This is a genomic window from Acinetobacter sp. ANC 4910, assembly GCF_004331035.1.
GTDB lineage: Bacteria > Pseudomonadota > Gammaproteobacteria > Pseudomonadales > Moraxellaceae > Acinetobacter.
In genome coordinates this window covers 153,683-177,525 of the sequence record NZ_SJNT01000003.1, presented here as the reverse complement: position 1 = coordinate 177,525, position 23,843 = coordinate 153,683, and the positions used below count along the sequence as shown (strand labels likewise).

The 23,843-nt window shown below is 38.8% G+C and carries 20 protein-coding genes; 12 read left to right on the top strand and 8 right to left on the bottom strand.

Going from position 1 to position 23,843, the window contains the following annotated elements; translation table 11 throughout:
• Positions 1–15: 15 nt before the first annotated feature.
• Together E0H82_RS04120 and dusB are read left to right on the top strand one after the other, a co-directional pair.
• Positions 16–450 (top strand): excinuclease, encoded by a 435-nt coding sequence (locus E0H82_RS04120; RefSeq protein ID WP_131263290.1) that lies wholly within the window; start codon positions 16–18, stop codon positions 448–450.
• Positions 451–1,343: 893 nt separating this feature from the next.
• Entirely contained in the window at positions 1,344–2,360 is a 1,017-nt protein-coding gene (gene dusB / locus E0H82_RS04115) for a tRNA dihydrouridine synthase DusB (RefSeq protein ID WP_265937187.1), read from the top strand.
• Between the two features lie 41 nt (positions 2,361–2,401).
• On the opposite strand, the gene E0H82_RS04110 is transcribed toward dusB, so the two are convergent.
• Positions 2,402–3,451, bottom strand: a complete 1,050-nt coding sequence (locus tag E0H82_RS04110) for an NAD(P)H-dependent flavin oxidoreductase (protein ID WP_131263286.1) — start codon at positions 3,449–3,451, stop codon at positions 2,402–2,404.
• Positions 3,452–3,664: 213 nt separating this feature from the next.
• The gene (locus E0H82_RS04105) at positions 3,665–4,009 is read right to left on the bottom strand and encodes a hypothetical protein (protein WP_131263284.1); all 345 of its coding nucleotides are present in this window, start codon (positions 4,007–4,009) and stop codon (positions 3,665–3,667) included.
• A 384-nt stretch (positions 4,010–4,393) separates the two neighbouring features.
• Between E0H82_RS04105 and E0H82_RS04100 the strand changes: the two genes are divergently transcribed.
• The 4 genes from E0H82_RS04100 (at position 4,394) to E0H82_RS04085 (ending at position 6,853) form a co-directional block, all read left to right on the top strand.
• On the top strand, positions 4,394–4,936 hold the full coding sequence (locus E0H82_RS04100) for a GTP-binding protein (protein ID WP_131263282.1): 543 nt from the start codon (positions 4,394–4,396) through the stop codon (positions 4,934–4,936).
• Between the two features lie 14 nt (positions 4,937–4,950).
• Entirely contained in the window at positions 4,951–5,370 is a 420-nt protein-coding gene (locus E0H82_RS04095; RefSeq protein WP_131263280.1) for a roadblock/LC7 domain-containing protein, read from the top strand.
• Positions 5,371–5,449: 79 nt separating this feature from the next.
• Entirely contained in the window at positions 5,450–6,436 is a 987-nt protein-coding gene (locus E0H82_RS04090; protein WP_131263278.1) for a hypothetical protein, read from the top strand.
• 60 nt (positions 6,437–6,496) lie between these two features.
• Positions 6,497–6,853, top strand: a complete 357-nt coding sequence (locus E0H82_RS04085; RefSeq protein WP_131263276.1) for a roadblock/LC7 domain-containing protein — start codon at positions 6,497–6,499, stop codon at positions 6,851–6,853.
• Between the two features lie 61 nt (positions 6,854–6,914).
• Here the strand turns inward: E0H82_RS04085 and E0H82_RS04080 are convergent, their stop codons facing one another.
• The 3 genes from E0H82_RS04080 to E0H82_RS04070 all read right to left on the bottom strand — a co-directional run bounded on the left by E0H82_RS04080 (position 6,915) and on the right by E0H82_RS04070 (position 11,635).
• Entirely contained in the window at positions 6,915–7,781 is an 867-nt protein-coding gene (locus E0H82_RS04080; RefSeq protein ID WP_131263274.1) for a histone deacetylase, read from the bottom strand.
• 4 nt (positions 7,782–7,785) lie between these two features.
• Positions 7,786–8,745 (bottom strand): hypothetical protein, encoded by a 960-nt coding sequence (locus E0H82_RS04075; protein WP_131263272.1) that lies wholly within the window; start codon positions 8,743–8,745, stop codon positions 7,786–7,788.
• Between the two features lie 241 nt (positions 8,746–8,986).
• Positions 8,987–11,635, bottom strand: a complete 2,649-nt coding sequence (locus tag E0H82_RS04070; RefSeq protein ID WP_131263270.1) for a Lon protease family protein — start codon at positions 11,633–11,635, stop codon at positions 8,987–8,989.
• A gap of 182 nt (positions 11,636–11,817) precedes the next feature.
• On the opposite strand from E0H82_RS04070, the gene E0H82_RS04065 reads away from it, so the two are divergent.
• The 4 genes from E0H82_RS04065 (at position 11,818) to rpmE (ending at position 15,952) form a co-directional block, all read left to right on the top strand.
• Positions 11,818–13,977: an AmpG family muropeptide MFS transporter gene (locus tag E0H82_RS04065; RefSeq protein ID WP_131263268.1), complete on the top strand. Its 2,160-nt coding sequence runs from the start codon at positions 11,818–11,820 to the stop codon at positions 13,975–13,977.
• Position 13,978: 1 nt separating this feature from the next.
• A complete protein-coding gene (gene gloA, locus E0H82_RS04060) occupies positions 13,979–14,380 on the top strand; it encodes a lactoylglutathione lyase (RefSeq protein WP_131263266.1) in 402 nt (133 codons plus the stop codon).
• A gap of 160 nt (positions 14,381–14,540) precedes the next feature.
• On the top strand, positions 14,541–15,527 hold the full coding sequence (locus tag E0H82_RS04055; protein ID WP_131263264.1) for a bile acid:sodium symporter family protein: 987 nt from the start codon (positions 14,541–14,543) through the stop codon (positions 15,525–15,527).
• 197 nt (positions 15,528–15,724) lie between these two features.
• Complete coding sequence (rpmE, locus tag E0H82_RS04050; protein WP_116759274.1) at positions 15,725–15,952, top strand: 50S ribosomal protein L31; 228 nt, start codon at positions 15,725–15,727, stop codon at positions 15,950–15,952.
• A gap of 81 nt (positions 15,953–16,033) precedes the next feature.
• Here the strand turns inward: rpmE and E0H82_RS04045 are convergent, their stop codons facing one another.
• From E0H82_RS04045 to epmB, 3 genes are read right to left on the bottom strand one after another with little or no spacing between them, the layout of a single operon-like run.
• Entirely contained in the window at positions 16,034–18,151 is a 2,118-nt protein-coding gene (locus E0H82_RS04045; protein WP_131263261.1) for an EAL domain-containing protein, read from the bottom strand.
• Positions 18,133–19,878 (bottom strand): GTPase, encoded by a 1,746-nt coding sequence (locus E0H82_RS04040; protein ID WP_131263259.1) that lies wholly within the window; start codon positions 19,876–19,878, stop codon positions 18,133–18,135. The genes E0H82_RS04045 and E0H82_RS04040 overlap by 19 nt, the downstream gene beginning before the upstream one ends.
• A 14-nt stretch (positions 19,879–19,892) precedes the next feature.
• Positions 19,893–20,909, bottom strand: coding sequence for an EF-P beta-lysylation protein EpmB (gene epmB / locus E0H82_RS04035; protein WP_131263257.1), 1,017 nt, complete (start codon positions 20,907–20,909; stop codon positions 19,893–19,895).
• 90 nt (positions 20,910–20,999) lie between these two features.
• Between epmB and efp the strand changes: the two genes are divergently transcribed.
• Positions 21,000–21,569 carry an elongation factor P gene (efp, locus tag E0H82_RS04030; protein ID WP_116759278.1) on the top strand — a complete coding sequence of 190 codons (570 nt, stop codon included), beginning with the start codon at positions 21,000–21,002 and terminating at the stop codon, positions 21,567–21,569.
• Positions 21,570–21,739: 170 nt separating this feature from the next.
• Positions 21,740–23,839: a carbon starvation CstA family protein gene (locus tag E0H82_RS04025; protein ID WP_131263255.1), complete on the top strand. Its 2,100-nt coding sequence runs from the start codon at positions 21,740–21,742 to the stop codon at positions 23,837–23,839.
• The last annotated feature ends 4 nt before the right edge of the window (positions 23,840–23,843 follow it).

Here is a 23,843-nt window from a genome sequence, read left to right as displayed (position 1 = left end):
AATAAGGGTAGAACAATGTTATTCAAAAAAATCTGTGCAGTCGCTGTGTTGTCTTTAGGTGCGATTGCATCAGCTCAGGCTGCCGATAAAATGTATGATTTTAAGTTTCAAGAAGCAGTGAATCGTGCTGTTGCAGATGGCGTGCTGGATGGCTCGGTAAAATTTTATTTGGCAGGAACCAAGTCGGGCGGCAAGGTGATTAAAAAGGGCTTAGTGACCAATAAAAAGACCAATGGTTTTGCCAAGTCTGCAGAAACTTCATGCGATCATGTCCTCCGTTCAGCATTGATTCAATTCCAAAATAGCGCCAAAGCCAATGGTGCAAATGCTGTGACTAATCTGGTGAGTTTCTATAAGTCGAATGAAACACGTAGCACCACCACCTACCAATGTGCGAAAGGTATGGCACTAGCAGGCGTGGCATTGAAAGGGGATTTGGTAAAATTCTAGATCAATAAGACGTGGGGGAGAAAATCCCTCACTGTTTTAGAAAATAATTTAGAAATTTTCTTGAGCAGTAATGGATCATATTTGATTTTTGTATAGTTCATCTAAAGGGAGAGTTGTGCTGTGAAATCTATTCGATTGTGGCATTGTTGATTGTTTTAAACAAAATAGCATTAATTTTATCCAAATTTGATGTCATTCACGAAAATAAAAACATAAAGTCAACGATCTAGATAAACCTACTCAACGTCCATCTTTAGTGGGTAAAGCTCTTGCAACGGCTTAAACGCAATCATCACCTTTTTTAAAGACAGCAATAACATGTAGGGTACACTTCAAACATATTCAGCGTGAATCCGTACAGCTCTTAGGGGGAATCCCATCATGACCAGTGATTTGATCACTTGTATCATGCACAATTGTAAAGTTTGAAAAATCTTGTCATGTTAATGAATAGATATTTTTCTCTGAAATCTCTACACTAGCCATCAATTTTAAAGCGCCTGTTTTTGTTCTAGCGACCCTTCCTTGTATTGATCAATAAATCTAGCCAATGTTTTGTACTTAAGCTCAGTCGTTGAGTGAAGTATTCTTCCTGGATTTAATTCAATTTCTGTTTCAGTTCGTTTTATTCACGCATCTGTACGTGATTACTTACTGAAATTCTTTGAAGCCTTCAATGGTGGGTAGTTTTCATACTGAACTCAGACTTGAGCTTTATCGTGTATTGTAACGTTTGCGAGTTGGCATTTAGTGATTATTCCCATGCAATTTACACCATAATTTTTATAAGGTGCAAATAGGGTTTAGAAAAAATCATTAAAACTCAACTAGAAGCGACTAAACGAAGTTAAACGAGGTTTAAGAAATTGAGTCAAAACAACACGATTAAAGAATTGTTTGATAGATCAATAGATAAGAAACTTTGGGTCGCTCCTATGGCGGGTGTGACAGACCGTCCGTTTCGCACGCTTTGTAAATACTTTGGTGCTGGTCATGCGGTCAGTGAAATGATGACAGCGGACAAAACCTTACGTATGAGTAAGAAAAGTTTGTATCGTGCCAATTTTGATGGTGAATTAGCACCAATTTCAGCACAAATTGCAGGTTCCGATCCTAAAGATTTGGCAGAGGCTGCCCGTTACCAAGTCGCAAATGGGGCACAAATCGTCGATATTAATATGGGATGTCCTGCCAAAAAAGTCTGTAATAAGTTGGCTGGTTCAGCTTTATTACAAGATGAAGATTTGGTTGCGCGAATTTTAGATGAAGTTGTTGCTGCTGTAGATGTACCCGTCACGCTCAAAACACGTTTGGGCTTTTTAAATGGGCATGAAAATATTTTGCGTGTGGCGCAACGAGCAGAACAGGCAGGTATTGCTGCTTTGGCATTGCATGGGCGGACCCGTGAGGATATGTATTTAAATACGGCACGTTACGACTTAATTAAAGAAGTTAAACAATTGCTGAGTATTCCCGTAATTGCCAATGGCGATATTGATAGCCCTGAAAAAGCCAAATATGTATTGGACTATACTGGTGCAGACGCAATTATGATTGGGCGTGCAGCACAGGGTCGACCTTGGATTTTTAGAGAAATTGCACATTATTTAACAACTGGGCAGCACTTGGCTGCACCACAGATTTCTGAAGTCAAAGAAGTTCTACTGGGGCATTTGACCGAACTCTATCAATTCTATGGTGAATATTCAGGCTGTCGCATTGCACGTAAGCATATTGCTTGGTATACCAAAGGACTACGAGCAAGTAATGAATTCCGTCAGAACATGTATAAAGTTGAAACGACAGCGGAGCAGGCCCAAGTCGTTGAGAACTATTTCAATTTATTATTAAGCGAAGGGCAAACCATGCATGATGTTCAAGTCGAACAGATTAATTTGCTTGATGTATAGATGTCTTATGTCAAAAGCCCAGCGATTGCTGGGCTTTTTATTTATTGCGCCTGACTTAATTCTAAAACCAGTTGATTGATGAGATCAGCAGCTTCCAATTCACGAATTTGAGCGACATTAGAGCCTGCCCAAAATGCGCCATAACCATAGTCACCGTGTTGAATCGCTGCGGCATTTAATTGTTTGGCTAAGTCATATGTGTATGGATAAGCGGGTACGGTAGGACGGTTAGGTTGATCAATTTCAGTATGCCAAGTGTTCACTAATCCACGTGCTGGACGACCAGAAATGCTGTCTGTAATTTGTGTAACAGCAAGGATATCCAATAATGCTTTACGATAAGCGGCATTGGCATTTGAACTTTTGCATTGTACAAACGCTGTACCGAGCTGAACAGCTTGAGCGCCAAGCTCTAGCATTAGATATGCTTGTTGACCCGTCATTATTCCACCTGCTGCAATCACGGGTATATGGCAATGTTGGCTCAGCAGTTGTACTAAATCGGAGGTTTTGATTGCACCATCAATATTTTGGTTGAAAATACCTCGGTGACCACCTGCTTCAATTCCTTGTGCAATCACGACATCTATTCCTGCTGCTTCAATTGCAAGTGCTTCAGGCAAATTAGTCGCAGAGACCATAGTGATGATGCCCGCAGCTTTTAATGCTGTTATTTGATGTGTGTGCGGAATACCGAAATGAAAGCTTACAGCTTTAGGACGTGTTTCAAGCACAAGATTCAAAAAATCATCATTGTCTAAAAAGCTTGGATAAATACATTCGAGCTGTTGCGGAGCTGGGACATTTAAGCGCGAGAATTGAGGGTTTAAATATTCGATCCATTGCGCTGCAATTGTTTGATCCAAAATTTGGCTTTGGTGGCAGAAAAAATTGACTTGAAATGAACGATCAGTTAAGGCTTGAGTTGCAAGGATTTGGTCGCGCGCAGAACTTATAGAACTCGCCCCTAAGCCTAGTGAACCGAATCCGCCTTGATTAGAAACCTCTGCTGCCAATGTGGGTGTTGAAATACCTGCCATAGGGGCTAGAAAAATAGGATGTTTAATTTCTAGTTGTTCTAATAAAGACATAATCAGGCTCCATATATTTACTTTACTGTGCCCAAGCTCAATAAAATAAGCAAATAATATTCACTATTTCATCTAGAAATATGTTTTGAGAAATCCTAAAGTGAGCGTAATTTTATGATGGGTATAGGCGTTTTTTCATAGCATTACGGTTAAATCCCTACGTTTTATAGGCAATAAAAAACACCCTATAGCAGGGTGTTTTTTTATTAAATATTACTGTTGTGCTTTTTCTTTTACATCTCCAGCACCTTGTTCAACGGCACCCGCAACATGTGCTGTTGCATCTTTTGCCGCATCTTTCACGCCTTTTGCAGCAGCTTCGGTTTTAGCAGCAGCCTCATCCGTTGCAGTATCAATTTTATTCACAGCTTCATTCGTTGCAGCTTGAGTTTTGGCAGCAGCCTCACTTGCCGCATTTTCCATATCATGGCTCGCTTGTTGAGCTGCATTTTCCAAATGCTCGCCTGTTGTTGCACCTGTTTCTGGGGCTTTTTCTTTACTACATCCAACCAAAGTCATAGCAGTAGCAAGACCTAAAGCAATAAGCAATTTATTCATAAGAAGTTTCCTTTTTATTTGTTCTATCCGACTAAGGGATAGACAAAATATAAAGTAAATTTGCTGGAAGTATGATCAAAAAATGTTAAGTATTTGTAATTATTGGTAAAAAATGATATCAAAATGGAATGTAAATATGAATAGTGTATATATGTAAATCTGCTATTAATTATTTGTTCAAAACTTAGAGTTAATCAATTACATTAATATCTAGCTGAAGAATATAGCTTTTAATTTAATTATGGCAGCAGTTTTTTAGAGTAACTATTAATGAATAAAATTTAAATTTATATAACATGAACAATGTAGGTGAAAAGTGGGTGTTTTTAGTCAATAAGTGTAATATAATGTGATCTAAGTCACACAATAAGTCCAAGACACTTCATGATTTTACAGCAGCATAAAATAGTATTTGGTGGGACCATGGGGGCGGGTAAAACTGCAGCCATTAAAGCTTTGTCGGATATTTCTGTAATCAGTACAGAAGCTAAAAATACAGATAAGCAAGCTCATTCGAAAAGTTTAACTACAGTTGGTATAGATTATGGTGAGATTAGCTTAGATGATGGTACCCAAATAGGCTTATATGGAACGCCAGGGCAAGACCGATTTGATTTTATGTGGTCAATTGTCTGTAAAGGAGCGATAGGTATTGTATTGCTGATTGATCATAGCCGTGTAGAGCGCTTGTTGGAGCTAGAATTTTATTTACAAGCATTTGAAAAACAAGGTTCCAATATTGTAATTGGCATTACTCATATAGATAAAGTTGATGACTTAAAATTAAAAGTATATCGGGATTGGATGCAGATTCACCAAAAAAATTATCCATTATTTGCCGTAGATGCACGTAAAAAAGATGATGTCCTTTTTATGATTGAAACTTTAATTGCAACGCTAGAATGTCAGATACTTTCGAAAGTATAAATAGGTATAAAACCATGCAAGCTTTACGTGAATTCCCTCAGACATTAATTGAGTATAGTCGTAACGAGCTTCGAGATTTTTTACACACTGTTAGTGGTGTAGATTTTGTAATGCTAAGTTCATCAGATGGTTTTGAATTGGCATCAGCATCTAAAAAAGTGATGCAGAATCAGGGGAAAATTTCTGCGGTAAGTAGTTCAATAATGGCAATGGTTTCCGCATTTATTACAGAGATTAAATTAGAAGGTTGCCAAGCGATTACCTTAGATGCTGAAAATGGAAAAGTTTTTTTATCTATCGTCGGCCATGCAGAATACCCAATGGTATTAATGGCTGTTGCTAATAAAGACACTTTGATTGGTCAAATGCGATATCACCTGCAAAAATTAAGTAGTGATCTGGCTAGCATAAATTATTGTAAATCATTGGCTTGAACAAGCTCTTTATGCTGAATTTTGAATCTATTGTATGCGTCCATTGTGTTCTAAAATCTTGAGATTAAGGTAATTTAAAATGGCAAATATTTTAAATATTGCAGTGTTCGGATTGAGTTTAAGTACATTAGATCATATTAAAACACAGGTATTACTTGCACTTCCTTCATCCATTCAAGTGAAGTGGGTCAATATTGCTGAAAGTAAAATTGACTTGTTGCTGGTCAATGATGTGTTCTTTAATGCACCAGGGATTCAGAAAGTTTTGAGTAATCCTCAAATTACCTATTTGCGCTTAGTCAAAAAGGTTGAACATGCTGGCCGTATTATTGGTGATCAGTTATTTTATCCATTTTCAAATTTAGAGCATTTACATGAATGGCTGTCTGAAAAATTGGCTCTAGTCACAGCTATGCCTTTTTCGTTACCCGTAAGAGAGATGAAAGTCCCCCCAATTTTGCCAACGATTACTCCTCAAGTTGAAATATCAATCGAGCGAGTATTTACCGAAATATTCACCCCCAGAAATGGTTTTATTCAATTATTTGATGCCAGTGGTTTTTTAGCATTGATTGATACCAGAACAGAAAGAGTGTGGGTGGATGCAGGCAAAACGATTCAACTGAACTCAACCCTGAATCAAACGTATGCAACAGCGCAATTTGTGCAAGAAATAACAAAGCATAAAGAAGTCTATGATTTACGCGTATGGTTGTGGAAAGTGGTAAATGCGTCAACAGATTTGAAATTACCTGTAGTTGACCTCAATCAAAATTTCAAACTCGAAATTTGGCCTCAATTTGAACGTGATTTGAAGCGAAATGAATTTTTAAAAATGGCAGCATGTTTCTCACATGGTGCAAAAATAAGCGATGTAAAGCATTTTTTGAATTTAAGTCATGATCAGATATTGAATTTTGTATCTTGTGCTGTTTTACTGCAATTGGGGCGTTTTGTAAATCAAAATGAAGTGAAATTTCAGGAAGATACAAAACAAGTAGAATCTGGCCAAGGACATAAACTCCGTAGTTTTATTGGTAAATTACGTAAAAAACTTGGCTTATAAATAATCTGCACCTAATCATAATTTAAACGGGATAATTCCCATATCAAGAGGAAACAATAAATGGCACGTATAAGTCTAGATGCTTTAACAAGTTTAGATGGTTTTGTCGCAGCAGCATTAGTTGATAGCGACAGTGGTTTAGCTTTAGCGACTCAGGGGAATGGCGTAGATTTAGAACTTGCAGCTGCGGGTAATACTGAAGTAATTCGTTCTAAACGCAAAGTGGCAAAAGCATTACAACTAAATGATAATATTGAAGATATTCTTATTTCTTTAGGTAAGCAGTATCACTTAATTCGTCCATTAGATACCAATGAAACATTATTTTTGTACTTGGTACTCGACCGCTCTAAATCAAACTTGGCTATGGCGCGTTATGAATTAAAAGGCTTTGAAAAAGGTCTTGATTTTTCTTAATAAAATCAAAGCATTTCAAATGCCAATGTAACTCACATTGGCATTTTTTTTGGTTCTCATTTCAATAATAAATTTGGTGTGCAGTTTTAAAGGTACTTAAATGGAGTTGTACTAATTCAGGCAAAGCTTGATATCCGCCAGCCAAGACAAACATCAGTGGAATCTGATGCTTTTTAGCGAGTCGGAAAATCATCTCATCACGTTTTTCTATCAACTCCGTACTAAACCAAGAAGAACCGCAAGGGTCATCTTGATGACAGTCCATACCAGCCTGATAAATAATTAGATCGGCATTCCATTCAATTGCTCTTTTAAAGGCTTGGTGAATGGCAAGAATATATTGGCTAAAGTTACCATTATGCTTATGTACATGACAGGTTTCAGAGCGTTCGTAGGTTGGGCAGCCAAACGCAAGACCATAAATACTATAATTAAATAAATTGTCGTATCGCTTGGTAAATTCAGCAGTCCCATTTCCCCCGTGTTGATCACAATCAAGTACAAAAATCCGCTTATTGGGAAATTTTTGAGCGATGAGTGCTAAGCCATTAAACGTACAAAATGAGCTGCCGAAGTCATAAATTGCATGGTGGAATCCTTGGGCAATATTGGCAGAAATTTGATGTTTCCATGCCAATTCAGCCGCAAGAATTTGACCTGCATTAATTTGATATACAGCATCACGAAGTTGAGTATTCCATGGTTTAAAGCCTTGGAATGTCGCCATTTTTTCAGGTGTACCCGTATGAAAGGCATCAACATATTCGGGTGCATGTAATTGCTTTAAAATATCTATTGCTAGCGGGTCAGGGGCATGGAACTTGGTGATACCTAAGGGTTTTAATGCCTCAGCCACCGCAGTTAATTTCTCCATACTATTGGTATGAGTTTGTGCGAAGTACTGCGGAGAGTAACAAACCTGAAGCATGGGACTAACCTTGAATCTGCATTAAAGCAATATCATGTAATTGTTGAAGTTGAGTTGTTCCTGGGCTAAATAGTCCATTATCGACTTGCTGTTGATAATGTGTTGTAAATGCACGTTCACGATTTTCTGGTGAAACAGCTAGGGTTGTAAGACGTAAAAACCAAAAACCATTGATTGCAGAATAAGGCATAATGTAACCCTTGAATTTCTGATTAGGTGATTTTTCTTGAATGAGCGTGCGGTCATAATTCACAGAAAATAATGATCCCGCAGGTAAGCAAACGCCGTTCATTAAAACAGGTTTCAAGCTAATACAGGAGTGATTATCTCCCATGTTTAATTTTTCTAATAAAATAGGTTGTTGTTGATCATCGACAAAAATATTGATTTCACCTTGTCTAAGCATGCGACCATGCGCGATTTTAAGGAAGAAATTTTCCGCCATTGGGCATGAACCAACTTTAGGTTTTTCTTCTAAAGCTTTTAATTCCACCAGACCTGTCTGCATAGAACTTCTGGGTAAAATAATATCGGCAATTAGCTCGCAAAGAAGTTTGCTTTCCTCAAGTTTTGCGTAGGACGAAATTTCACGAAGCTTTTGTTGGAGTTTGATTTGTTGCTGTATTTCAAGCTTAAGCTCTTCAGGCGTTGAGTCGGGAAGTGTATGTGCCGCATGATTTTGATCTAAATTATGCCAATCAGAGATTGAAAACTGTGACTGTTCAAGCAGCGTTTTGAGCGCCTTGGTTTCAAATTGGTTAAACAGTTTTAAATCAGAAAAATCTTGAGGCAATCGAGCGGTATTAATGTATTCAGCCAATACACGGGTGGCTTGTGTATAACCACAGCCTCTACGTTCGGTTTGATGTGAAAAATGCTCGTTGAGCATTTCGGTAAGTTTAGAGGATAGCGGATGAATATGTTGTTTGAATAATTGAATAATTTCGTGATCTATTTCGCTCATCCTTGCCTCATTTTTATGGATAAAAGTCATTTTGATGGACATCTGTTTAAATGAAATGTCCGATTTATTCTCAAGTCTTATTAGAGATTTATAGTGTTATACAATATCAAAAAAATGTTTAAATAAAATGGCTTATAGTATTTTTTATTCATTATATTGGGTGATTTTTATCCCTTCGTTACTGATACGGTATAAAAAACCAGCCTCGAAAGGCTGGCTGTTTGTATGAGTTAATATTGAATTAACGCTTAAGATTTGGCTCACTTGCAGACACTTCGACCGCTTCACTCCCTTCTTTGAGCAATTCATCGGTCAATTGCTCAGGAGCTTTGGCTTTTTTCTTATCTTTTTTGTCCTTGTCTTTTTTCTTTTTTTTCTTTGGCGCTTCTTCAATTTCTGCGCCATCTTCAATGGCTTGCCAATATTCCAATTGTTCCATGACCGCTGCGTAGATTGAACCTTTGCTATAACGACCTTTTTTGTCGAGTGTGCCTACTGGTCGAGCCATTAAAATTTCAAGAGCTTGATCAATGGTTTCAATTGCATGAATATGGAACTGACCTTGTTCAACGGCTTCACGGACATCAAGACGTAACATTAAATGCTGCATGTTTTGACGCGGAATAATGACCCCTTGTTTGCCTGTAAGTCCTTGTAGTTTACAGGCATCGAAGAAGCCTTCAATTTTGGCATTGACGCCGCCAATAGGTTGTACTTGACCTAATTGGTTCATAGAGCCAGTAATTGCCCATGACTGATCAATCGGTAATTGGCTAATTGCAGAAATGAGTGCTGACAGTTCAGCAACAGTCGCGCTGTCGCCATCAACCTGACCATAACTTTGTTCAAAGGCGAGGGCAGCAGAGAAATGGAGTATTTGCTCACGCCCAAAATGTGCTTTTAAGAAGCTCGACATTAAAAGAACGCCTTTGGCATGTAATGAACCACCCAGTTCGACACTGCGTTCAATGTCAAGAATATCGCCACCGCCTTGATATACGGAGGCTGTTAGGCGAGAAGGCAAGCCAAATTCAACATCTGCATAGTGAATGACGGACAAAGCATTAATTTGACCAAGACGATGCCCACGTGTTTCGATCAGTTGTGTCCCACGAGACAGATCTTGCCAATACAGTTCACGTAAATAACCTAAGCGATACTGACGATGTTGTAAGGCCGTATTAATATGCATATCTGCCACCATTTTATCGCCCGCTTGTGCAGCATGATGGTGAGCTTCACGAATTAAGTCACCCAATGTCAACGCATGAAGGGAAAGGGAGCTTTGGTCTTCGGCTTGGCGGCTCGAATCTGTGAGCAAAGCAGCCAAGGCTGAACGATCAAAAGGTAACAATTTATCAGCTTGTACATAATCTGCAATTAACTGCATATAGGCTTGTTCATTGGCATCATTACGTTGCAGCGTGTCAGTAAAATCGGCACGAATTTTAAATACACTGCCCAGTTCAGGTTCGAGTTCCAAAATTTCGTAATAAACTTCGGGTTCTGCCAATAAAATAACTTTGATATTCAGTGGTATTGCTTCAGGCTCAATTGAAATACTGCCTGTGAGCGTTAACATATGTTCTAGCGAAGAAAGCTTTAATTTTCCAGATTTGAGAGCACGCTTTAACCCTTGCCATGCATAAGGTTGCTCAAGTAATTGTTCTGCTTCAAGCATTAAGAATCCGCCATTGGCTTTATGCAATGCACCTGGGCGAATTAGGGTGAAATCAGTCGTAATCGTGCCGTGTTGAGTCAGTTGTTCAACATGTCCCAATAAATTGTAGTGGGTCGGGAAGTCCTCAAAAATCACAGGTGCGCCACTGTTGGGCTTATAAGTGACAATAATATTGGCTTGGTAGCGCGCTGGTACTCGGCTAAATAATCCTGGTGTAAAATCGTCTTCTTCTTGCTCAAGTACAATTTCAACATTGTTAATAATGTCTTCGGCATAAAGTTTTAAGTATTCGGCTAAACCTTCAACTTTAGAAAACTTATTGAGTAAAAGCTCAATGCGAGGCATAACCACTTGATTGGCAAGATCTCGATTCAGCTCTTGCACTTTGTCACGCGCGTCATCTTCCAGATCACCTAAATGTAATCCTAAACGTTCGAGCTTTTTATCCATATAGCGCATGTTTGAGACAATTTCTGCGCGCTGTTTGCTATTTAATGCATCAAGATCCTTTTGCGACATCTCTTGCATTTGATCGTCTTTAAATTGCACAGGAATAAAGCAGTGCTCGTCATGGCGCGTGACCAATTTTAAGCTGAGTTCTTCACCTTCTTTGGTTAATTCAACCAAAGCTTGTTGTTGTTCATCACCTGTTTGTTGGCGAATCAGTTCAATCCGATTGTGATAAGTTTCAGTGGTAAAGCGGCGTTCAAGTTGCTTTAAAATGGTTTGCCATGTTTGGTGCACTAAAGCCTGAAATTTTGGTGCTTGTCCCGCAGGAAGTTGAAGTGCGATAGGCTGGCGTGAAGATTTGAAATTATTGACATAAACCCAGTCATTAGGCGTAGGCATGGTTTTGGCATGCTGTTGCAACAGGCGTTTAACCATGGTGCGTTTACCTAAGCCCGCAGTACCTACAGCAAAAATGTTATAGCCAGAATATGGTAAAGCAATACCAGCTTCTACAGACGCACGCGCACGATCTTGTCCAAGAAAATTATTGAGCGGTTTAATACGTTTTGTTGAAGTCGGAATGTTTGTTAAATTCGGAATATGCGTGAGTTGTTCTGATTTTAAACGTGTTTGATTGAAGGTGTTTTGAATTTCGGTTTGTTCGAAGGCGGTAATCAGGTGATTTTGCGGATCTCGTGCTTTATTATTTGAAAGGTTGGTGGATAAAGAAGAATTCATCTGTTCAAGTTTTTGGGTCACTGTGAAATCCAAAACAAAATATTGCGGTAGAGGTTTAAGGTATACAGGTTTAGTGGAAAAATTCAAGCAAAGCCGCTGTTTTTCTCATCAAAATGCAGCAAACATTTCATAAATACTGTTGAAACCCGAGCACTTAAACGGTTGAATAGCACACATGATTTTTTGTAGAAAATAATAACCTAATGACAACTCAAGCAAATGGATGGAAGGCTGCATTTCAGGCATTTCTAGATCGGCGTGCTGCAATTATGCTGTTCCTCGGTTTTTCAGCAGGTATTCCAATCTTATTGATCTTCTCTAGTCTGTCTTTATGGCTTGGTGAAGCAGGGATTGAAAAAAGTGCCGTGACTTTTTTTAGTTGGGCAGCTCTGGGCTATTCTTTTAAGTTTGTTTGGGCCCCCTTGATTGATGAACTTCCTGTTCCATTTTTGACGAAACGTTTGGGACGTCGCCGTGCATGGTTGCTGATTGCACAATGTCTCATTATTTGTGCTATTTGTATTATGGCATTTTCAGATCCAGCTTTGGGACAAAGCTATTTGTACCAAATGGCAGTTGGCGCGGTATTGTTAGGTTTCTCTGCCGCGACACAAGATATTGTCATTGATGCCTACCGTATCGAGTTGGCGGAAACAGAAATGCAAACGGTTTTGGCATCGACTTATAATGCGGGTTATCGCATCGGGATGATTGTGGCGGGTGCAGGGGCGTTGTTTCTGGCGGCGTCATTAGGTACAGCGAAAGGCAATTATATCTATAGTGCATGGAAAACAACTTATTTAGCTATGGCTGCGGTCATGGTGGTCGGTATTCTGACCACCTTGATTATTCGTGAACCACAGGTCAATCGTGTTTATAAAGAATATCAACGATCAGATTATTATCGTTTGGTCATGGTGTTTTTTGTTGCTGTGATTAGTTTTGTCTTGTCCTATATTTATTCAGGGACTTTAATCGAAGCTTTGGTTGCATCTTTAGCGATCAAAGATTCATTTCTACTGTTTTGTTTTGAAGCATTACGTTTTCTGGCTTCAGGCGCTATAGCACTGGTTATTGGCACATTGTTGGTCAAAATGGGTGCTGTGAATAAGCAAATGGCATTTGAAACGTGGGTCAATCCGATTGCGGATTTCTTCAAACGCTATGGGGTGAAGCTCGCTTTAGTACTCTTGTTGTTGATCGGTTTTTATCGTATTTCAGACATTATTGCAGGTGTGATTTCCAATGTCTTTTATCAAGATCTGAATTTTACCAAAGAGCAAATTGCTGAAGCCGTGAAAATTTACGGTGTCATTTTTAGCCTTTTGGGTGGTTTCTTAGGCGGTTTGTTGGCGCAGCGGATGAATATCATGAAACTGATGTTTGTTGGTGCCATTCTTGCAAGTTTAACCAATCTCATTTTTATTGGCTTGGTCAAATCAGGTCAACCTTTGCAGCAAGTCGAAGTTTCTATTGGTACACAGCATTATCAAGTTCAGGCAGATGAAGTGGGTTATTGGAAGCTTAATGTTCCTGCTCAAGTGCTGAGTCAGTCTAATCAAATTCATGCTTCAGTTGCATTTACTGATAAGTCTGATGAAAAATCATCTGTAGAGATGCCTTATTTAATGGGTTCAGCGGCTAAAGCCATTATCTTATTTCCATTAACTGCAGATAATGCTTTAAGCCCGAAAGAGGTTCAGCAATCCGTTGTGGTCAAAGGTCAAATTCAGGGTGTTGATGCTGCTCAATTACAGCCAGAGCAGCCCGTCAGCTTATGGTTAGACGGTCAGCAATATCCTGCAAAACTAGATGCACAAGGCATTTTTAGTGGAGCAATTGATGGCAAGTTGTTAGAACATGCCAAAAACAAACAGGTGATCGCTCAATTAAATACGCTGGAAACTGCTTCATCTGTCAAGGTTAGCCATCCTTATCAAGTATCTAGTCAACAATCTGCGTTAGAATTGACGATAGATCCGATACTCGCTTCAGCAGATTCAAAGCAAGACGTACAAATTACAGGCAAGGTGATTAAATCGTATAGTACTTTATGGTTGTATTTTGCCATTATTGTCGACAATTTAGCTTCAGGACTGGCAGGGGCGGCATTTATTGCCTTTCTTTCTAGTTTGACCAGTGTTTCTTTTACTGCCGTACAATACGCTATTTTTAGCTCACTGATGACCCTTACGCCTAAAATTTTGGGGGGTTATTCGGGTACTATAGTCACAAACATTGGTTATCCCAAATTTTTCCTGATGACCACTTTAATTGGAATCCCAATTTTAATTCTGGTGGTTTGGGTCGCGAAGTTACTCCGCGATCATCAAAATAAACAACTTCAACTGAAGGATGAATAATATGCGAATGCTCCATACCATGCTACGTGTAGGCAATTTAGAACAGTCATTAAAGTTCTATACCGAAGTACTGGGTATGACTTTGCTTCGTAAACGTGATTATGAAGAAGGTCGTTTCACACTGGCATTTGTTGGTTATGGTGATGAAGCCAATACCACCGTACTTGAATTGACGCATAACTGGGATACGAATCAGTATGACTTAGGGAATGCTTATGGTCACATTGCAATTGGTGTTGAAGATGCCTATAAAGCATGTGAAGAGATTAAAGCACGTGGTGGTAAAGTTGTACGCGAAGCAGGCCCAATGAAAGGCGGCGTAACCGTGATCGCTTTTGTTGAAGATCCTGATGGTTATAAAGTTGAGTTGATTCAGCAAGATTCAAATGCACGCAATAACTAAGCATTGTGTTATTGATTAACTAAATATTGAATATAGCAGTTGAAAAGCTAGCAATATTTAAATAGCCCAGTAAGATGAAGTTGACCTACGGGTACAATCTGTCTACTGGGTTTTATTTCGTCTTTACTTTTTTAAAATATATATAACAGGATGTTAAGCAATGAACATGCTCAAGCTTCTTGCCTTGGATCGATTCACTTTACTCTTAGTTGCCATGGTTGTACTGGCATCGTTTCTTCCTGTTTCTGGTTCGGCCGCCCATTTTTTCAGTGTTATTACCACGATCGCAATTGCAATTTTATTCTTCTTACACGGTGCGAAACTTTCCCGTGAAGCAATTGTTCAAGGGATTATGCACTGGAAATTTCATGTATTGGTATTTGCTTTCACCTTTGCGGTATTTCCAATTTTAGGCTTACTTGCAAAACCTGTACTGTTGCCAATGCTGGGGCAAGAACTGTATTGGGGTTTCTTGTTCATGTGTTTTCTACCTTCGACGGTGCAATCTTCAATTGCATTTACTTCAGTTGCTAAAGGTAACGTCGCCAGTGCAGTGTGTAGTGCTTCATTTTCTAATATCATTGGAATGTTTATTACACCCGTATTGGTGAGTGTATTTATTCTGGGTAAATCAGAACATGGATTTGATCCAACAGCATCCATCATTCAAATTACCTTATTGTTGTTGCTCCCGTTTGTATTGGGACAACTGTTTCGCCCACTCGTTTACCCACATATGATGAAAGTACCGCGCTTGGTTAAAAGTTTTGATCAAGGTTCTATTTTGATGGTGGTTTATGGTGCTTTTAGTAGCGCAGTTGTTGCAGGGCTGTGGAACGAAGTCAGTTGGCAAACCATGTTGATTTTGGTCTTGGCATGTTCGGTGTTTTTAACTGTAATTATGTTGTTGGCGTATTATCTGCCGAAGTTATTCGGTTTTAACCGTAAAGACCAAATCGCGATTTTCTTTTGTAGTTCAAAAAAGACTTTAGCGAGCGGTGTGCCAATGGCGCAAATTCTATTTATTGGACAACCACTCGGGATGATTGTTCTGCCCATTATGATCTTTCACCAAATACAGTTGATGGTCTGCGGTATTATTGCCAATCGTTGGTCTAAACAAAATCCAGATGAAAGCGGAGAATAGTTCGCTATCTAGATTTATTTGGCGTATAATGCTGTCCACTTGTTGTGCTTAGCTCTGACGGTATCCGTCTCGGTGGGCCAAAAGAATGGTCTGTTGTGGTATTGATCTGCTTTAATTTAAAGCTTTCCTTGCAATATGCAAGAGCGGTCAATTGCGATGACAGCATAAGCCTTTCTTACACTTAGGAGTAATCGACCATGCGCGCCGATATTCACCCAAAATATGAAAAATTAGTAGCTACTTGTTCTTGCGGTAACGTAATTGAAACTCGTTCAGCTGTTGGTAAAGAAGCTCTTTACCTAGACGTATGTTCTGCATGCCACCCATTCTACACTGGTAAGCAAAAGAACGTTGACACTGGTGGTCGTATCGACAAATTCAAGCAACGTTTTTCTGGTATGTCTCGTTCTATCAAACGCGACTAATAGCCCAGTTGAAAAAAACGAGCCATTGGCTCGTTTTTTTATGCCTGTAGAAATCTTAAAATTCTACAAAAAGTACAAGACCTATTGGTCTTGTACATCAATTAAATGATCCAGTTTTTTCTGGAAATAGTCACCTTGCAGATAGCGTGCTTCAACGTTCCATGCGTTGGCAAACATTGTCATATTATTCAGTTCACGTAATAACATTTGTGTTGCTTTAATTTCATGGAAATGATTAATACGCTCTTGTAAATCTTCTGTAGATTTGTCTGAATCGAGCATCTTCGTTAACTGAGGATGTAAGGCAACATGATTAATACTCATTTGGTTTAAAATAGATTCGCTATAAATCGAGTTACCAAACTCACGTAATGATATTTCTGCACCGCTCTGAATTAACTGAGCTGTATATTTTTGTGCATCATTTAAATTCTTGGCAATATCTTCTTCAGAGAATTGTAGAATGAGTGGGTGGGTCTGTTTGCTGCCCACAATTGTAATTAATTTAGCAATAAACGCAGGGAATGTACGGTCAGAGAAGAGAACTTCTTTATTTAAATTGACAATAATTTTGGCATCAGGATATTGGGTAATAAAGTTATGTAATTGTTTACATGCTTCAACTAAAATCCAGCGATCTAGTTTAATCGAGAGTTCTGAGTCATCAGCAAGTTCACGAATTGATGTGATATCTTGCCAAGAATTATTATAAATGAAGCCACTGGTGACTTCGTATGTGTATAGGTTACTGTCTTGTTTATCATAGAGTTGCTGATATTTAAGGTGAATTTCACCATGCTCTAAACTCTTTTGCAGTGCTTTTAATAAGCTAGAGTGTTCTTGCGGATTCAAATGAAGACTAGAATCAATTAACTCAATATTCGTATTGGCTATTGGGTTAAGTTCTATATTATTTTGTTGTTGCCCAGAAGGTAGAGCGGTGTTGTACGCTTGTTCTATTAATAGTTGAAATTGCTGCTCATCCTTTATATTGTGTTTAATCAGCGAATATCCCATTCTTAAATTCAATGGGAAGGTGTGTTGGTTTACGCCTAATAATTGTGGTTTAGATAAAGCACTCAACCCAATCAGTTTAGATTCTAATACACTTTCACTAGAGCCTTGGAATAGACCTGCATATAAGGCATGGTTGACCTTAAACAATGGAACGTTGGTCTGTTCTTTTAAGAAGGTCTGAATATTAGAAAAATAAGCATTTGAGGTTGCCCAGTCCTTTTGGAATATAGATTCTGGACAAGATGCAAGTGAGAAAAGCACAAGCGCATTACAATCAGCAGGTTGCTTGGCTATGGTTCTATTAATGAGTTGGTATGCTTTTGGCTTTGCGGCAGGGGCTTCAACTTGAGCTACAGTAGGTTGAGCTGTTGCAATGTTTTCACTTTGATTTAACTCAATCGTGATTTGCAGTGCATCATCGTCAGTGGCTGCTAAGAATTCAATTTTTAAAGGATTTGTTTGGGCGTGACTATTCAGCGTAGTTAATTCAAAACGCCCTTGATCTAATTGACCTTGCGAGATTTTCTTAAAGCGGAGTTTAAAATCATTTAGGTCTTGGGGCTGTAATATATCGAGTAAAGGTAAGCCAATAATTTCATCTTCACTTTTTAAACCAAACAGATGGAGGTATTCCTCATTGGCTTCGATATGAATCCCTTCTTGGATAATGGCTACAGCTTTATTGCTCTCGCTCACCCATGCTTGTGCTTGAGTCTGCACATTTTCAAGTTCTTGCATGAGATGTTGTTGCCCTTGATTCAGGCGACTAAAAGAAAGTGCACGCAATAAAGACAAGTAGAATCGATCAGGATAATCTAGATTGGCGACATCATAGACACCTTTTCGAATATAAGTTACATATTGATCTGGCTCATACTCATCGGGTTTGAGTAAAATAAGCGGTAATTCAGGCTGTTTAGACAGGCGAATAAGGCTTAAAGCCTGTTCATATTTCAAATCGTAGGCACGACCAAAAATAACAATATCCCAATTTAAATGAAGTTGTTTTTCAAAAGTTTGTAAGTCATCCAATAAAAAAGCATGTACCTGATGTTCACTTGTCGTTAATAAATCACAAATTTTATTAAAACGAATTTGGTTGTCATCGATTATGAGTAAACGAGTTTCCGTACGTTTTAATTTTTTGGACAATAGTGGATTTCTCACTTCAATGCTTCCCATAAATCATGATTCTTAATTTCATTGGTCTGTTTTTGAATAAAATTTCCGATCAAATGCTCTTGTTGATCATTCAGTAATTCAAAATCGAACCGCATAAAACTTTGCGTAATTAAATGTGCTTTTAGCAAATAGACTTTAAGTTCGTCTTGTTCTAAGCGTAAATGAATCGTTTGTTTTTCTCTGAATAAATGTGAACCAGGCAAAATAAGGGTGGTCGATACTTCATTCAATTCGGCAGTTTGAACCAATAAGGCTGGATAATAGTTGCCCGTATTACGATCGCTCTTCACATAGACAGCACAAGGGAAAATATCTTGCGCTAGCATTTCGAGTCCGAGTTCAAGACTTTTCTCGGTCGACTGTTTAATCCAGCGGACAACGCCACCACGCCATTCACTCTGTGCATTTTCCTGCACAAGAATAAATTCACCTGTTTTCAAATTTTTCGGGGTATTTCCAGACCATTTAATACGGTATCCATTGACACTAATATCAAGGACTTCGGCGGGGTAAATTTGTTTTGCTTCACGATCTAAAGTTTTAATATTGCTCGTACTTAACAGATTATTGTCATTCATGGAGCTAAAAATATTACTTTCAGATTGTAAACCGTAATGTGCATCTAGGTTCAGTGTCTCATTAAAGTTTTTGCCTTTCGACAAATAGAAATGAGCGACATTTAAACCGAAGCAGATATGCAGCTGGGCAGAATATTCATAACGTTCATGGCGGCGTTCAGCAGTACTGGTGAGTAAACTATGAATATGAAAATGTAAAGCAGGGGTGAGGAAGATTTTCTCATTCCGAGAAAGATATTCACCATGCTTACCTTGAGCTTCTGTTAGATGGTCTAATAAATTTTGAGTAGAGATATAAATTGTCGGATTAAAACTACTATTTTGATGTGCATTAAATACAGGCGGATGGTCTAATGAAGTATCCACAATATAGCGTGATAAGGTCGTTTCTTTCGGTAAAACCTGAATTAACTTTGCCCAATCATAACTGCATAAGAATAGCCCTTGAATTTCGGATGGTCGAATCTGATGCGGGTTTAAGATATCTAAAAGAATAATTTGTGCATAGATTTGACTAATCGTTTGTAGTTGGTGCTGCGTACCTTGCAATTGATTAATATTGGTTTGACTAAAATTATGTTGAATTGCACTTTCCATTAACTGGTGGGTGACTAACCATTGGCCAGACAATGGATTGGTATAAAGAATTTGCTGTTGATACAGGAGTTGAGCAAGCTGCTGTAAACCATAATAGCTGGAGAGAATACGTGCAGTTTGTAAATTTTTCTTTTGACTAAAAGCAAAAAGGGAGAACTTTTGTTGATTTAGTTGTTGGTCACAGCGTTTCGCAATATCAATATATGTTTTTGCAAAACAACTGCGTAATAACATAGCCAATTCAATAATATGGTCATTCCGATCTGTTGTTATTAAACCTTGATTAAAAAAATGTTTTTCTAAACTGGTTAATACATTTTCAATGGTTGGATGAATAGCATGAATTAAATCAAAGCGGAGAGTTTCGCTACATTGAAGTTCAGAAATTTCAAGTAGGGCATTAAATAGTGCACGAGAGGAATCACCTAATTGTAAAATAGATAAATTGGACACCCAATCCTGAATGTCCGTCACCGTGCTTTGGCAAAAACTCAATTCATCCAACTTTAATTCAGTTGGCGTTTGAAACATTTCTGCGGTGCTCATATTCATAATTGTTATTTAACTCAGAAAGTTGAAACTCCAAAAAGCGGTGTTTTGTTTTTTTCGCCCGCAATTTCCCTGACAAGTTTAGGTACCAAATATCCTGGTAAGCTTGCTAAAACCTCTTTGTAAATTTCATCAATTTCACTTGAAGCCAAATCAAAGTGCTGTGCACCTTTTACCTTATCGAGAACATGCAGATAGTAAGGCATCACGTTAGCTTCAAATAGTCGATAACTTAAATCGACTAAAACTTGTGCAGAATTATTAACCCCATTTAATAACACTGACTGATTTAAAACGGTGATTTGATTCTGAACCAATGTTGCAAGTTTGGCGCAGGTAAAATCATCTAATTCTGCTGCATGATTTGAGTGTACCACCAGAATTATGCGTAGCCTACTGTTTTTTAATAAAGAAACAAGCTCTTCATCGACACGGTTGGGGATTACAATAGGAACCCGTGAATGAATTCTCAAAAATTTAATTTGCGGAACGGATTCTAAGCGTTCCAACCAGAGTTTTAATTTGCGATTCGATAAAGTAAGTGGGTCACCACCACTTAAAATGACTTCATTCACCTCAGGTTGGCTTTCAATATAATTACGAATATTGATCCAATCTTCATTCTTCGGTAAATTTTCCTGATAAGGAAAATGACGTCGAAAACAATAACGACAATGGACAGCACATGCGCCTGTTAATGTGAGCAAAAAACGCGATTTATATTTATGTAATACGCCTGGTTGTTGATTGGCTTGTTCTTCACCCAATGGATCGGTCACAAATTCAGGATGATCATTTAATTCTAAATGATGAGGAAGGACTTGCAGTAAAAGTGGGTCTAGGGCATCACCAATGATCATTTTTCCGACGAACGCACGCGGAACACGCAATTTGAACTGTTCAGAAGCCAAGATTGCCCCTGATAATAATTGGTCTGGTGATAACTGGAGCGTTTCAAGCAACTCTAAAGGGTCTGTTATTAAGTCACTCAGTTGAGATTGCCAGTTTTGCTCTTGATACAAATAGTTTATCATGCCACGTGTTAAAAATAGTGCTAGTCTAGCATTAATAGACTATTCTAGCATTAATAGATTTTAAGTTAGCAAGTTTGGAGTGTGCCAGTCATGGCCAATTATTCTACAAATGATTTCAAGCAAGGCCTTAAGGTTATGCTTGACGGTAACCCATGTTCAATCATGGAAAACGAATACGTAAAACCTGGTAAGGGTCAAGCATTTAACCGTGTTAAATTACGTAACCTTAAAACAGGTAAAGTATTAGAAAAAACATTCAAGTCTGGTGACTCACTTGAGGGTGCGGACATTGTAGAAGTAGAAATGAACTACTTATACAACGATGGTGAATTGTGGAACTTTATGGATCCTGTAACTTTTGAGCAAATCGCTGCTGATAAAACAGCAATGGGCGATGCTGCAAAATGGTTAAAAGACGATTCTAACGAACTTTGCACAATCATGTTGTTCAATGGCGTACCGTTAAATGTAAATGCACCAAATTTTGTTGTATTAAAAATCGTTGAGACGGATCCAGGCGTTCGTGGCGATACTTCTGGCGGTGGTGGTAAACCAGCGAAATTGGAAACTGGTGCTGTAGTACGCGTTCCATTATTCGTACAGCAAGAAGAAAGCGTTCGTGTAGACACTCGTACGGGTGATTATTTAGAACGTGCATAATGGTTTAAAAATAGACTATTATCGAAGGGATGATTAAAAATCATCCCTTTTTTTATGCCAAAGTCGTAGTGGCAGACTAAAGTATAAGGAGTAAAGTCGACAAGGAATTCGGCAGAGATAATGCGAACAAAAAAACCAACCTGCTTAATGAATCTTTAATGAGGTCATGAATGGATACGATTCAACAAAAATCTACGCTCCCCTCCAAACTTATTTGGAGTTTAGTCGCTATTGTAGGCGCGGTATCTTTTGGGATATTAGCGGTTAGTCGCGGTGAGCATGTTAACGCAGTTTGGCTAGTTTTAGCTGCCATCTGTGTATATAGCATTGCTTATCGTTTTTATAGTTTATTTATTGCAACTAAAGTTTTTGAACTTAACCCAAGACGGTTAACTCCAGCACATCGTTTAAATGATGGTTTGGACTATGTGCCGACTAATAAATACGTCCTTTTTGGTCACCATTTCGCTGCAATTGCGGGTGCTGGCCCTTTAGTCGGGCCAATTCTTGCTGCACAAATGGGGTACTTGCCTGGTACTATTTGGTTGTTAGTGGGTGTTGTTCTTGCAGGGGCTGTTCAAGATTTCTTGGTCTTGTTTATTTCAACCCGTCGTGATGGACGATCTCTTGGTGAAATGGCAAAGCAGGAGCTAGGCTCCTTTGCTGGTATTGTGGTCATGCTTGGTGCGCTTGGCGTAATGATCATTATTTTGGCTGTACTCGCTTTGGTGGTAGTGAAAGCACTTGCACATAGCCCTTGGGGTGTATTCTCTATTGCTGCAACAATACCGATTGCGTTGTTCATGGGTATTTACATGCGTTACTTGCGCCCAGGCAAGATTGCAGAGGTTTCAATCATTGGTTTTGTATTGATGATGGCTGCAATTATCTATGGCGGTAATGTTGCTGCAGATCCATACTGGGGACCATTCTTTACTTTAACAGGCGTACAGTTAACGTGGTGTTTGATTATTTACGGTTTTGTCGCTTCTGTTTTACCTGTGTGGTTATTGTTAGCGCCGCGTGATTATTTATCTACGTTCTTGAAAATTGGGGTAATTGGAGGACTTGCAATCGGTATTATGATTGCAATGCCAATGTTAAAAATGCCTTCAGTGACGCATTTTGTTGATGGTACTGGCCCAGTATTCGCGGGTTCAATGTTCCCATTCCTCTTCATTACTATTGCTTGTGGTGCAATCTCAGGTTTCCATGCTTTAGTCTCTTCAGGAACAACGCCAAAATTAATCGATAACGAAGTAAATATTCGTGTGATTGGTTATGGTGGCATGTTAATGGAATCATTTGTTGCCATTATGGCAATGATTTGTGCGACCGTGCTAGAACCAGGGGTGTATTTTGCAATTAATGCGCCTGCTGCTGTGCTTGGTACAACTGTAGAATCCGCAGCAGAGGCAGTACGAAATTTAGGCTTTGTGGTAACACCAGAAACCTTAAGTTTACTTGCAAAAGAAGTGGGCGAAACGACGATTCTTTCGCGTACGGGTGGTGCACCGACTTTTGCGATTGGTATGGCACACATCATTACGGAAATTTTTAATAACCGTTCAATGATGGCTTTCTGGTATCACTTTGCAATTCTATTTGAAGCATTGTTTATTTTAACTGCGGTAGATGCTGGTACACGTGCATGTCGTTTTATGGTGCAAGATACTGTAGGTATTGTGGTTCCTTCACTTAAAAACACACACAATTTTTTTGGAAACATGGTTGGTACAGCAGTTGCTGTCGCAGGATGGGGTTTCTTCGTTTATCAAGGCGTTGTAGATCCGCTCGGTGGTATTAATAGTTTATGGCCGTTATTTGGTATTGGTAACCAAATGTTGGCAGCTATGGCGTTGATATTGGGTACAGTCATTCTGTTTAAAATGAAGAAAGAGAAATATGTTTGGGTCACCATTATCCCGACGGTTTTCTTAATCATTACCTGTATGACGGCAGGTTGGCAAAAAATCTTCCATGAAAATCCAAAAATTGGTTTCTTGGCGCAAGCAGATAGATTCTCGGCTGCTATTGCTAAGGGTGAGATTTTAAAACCAGCGAAAACACTTGAAGAAATGCAAACGATTGTATTGTCGAATCAAATCAATGCTGCGCTTTGTGCATTCTTTATGATTGTAGCGGTGGTGATGATCTTTGCTGCGATTGGTGTGATTCGCCGTGCATTGGCAAGCCCAGTGCCAACAGTCAATGAAGCACCAGCTGTGTATGCAGACCCTGAAGAAGTAACTATTTCTAAGTCACATTAATGTT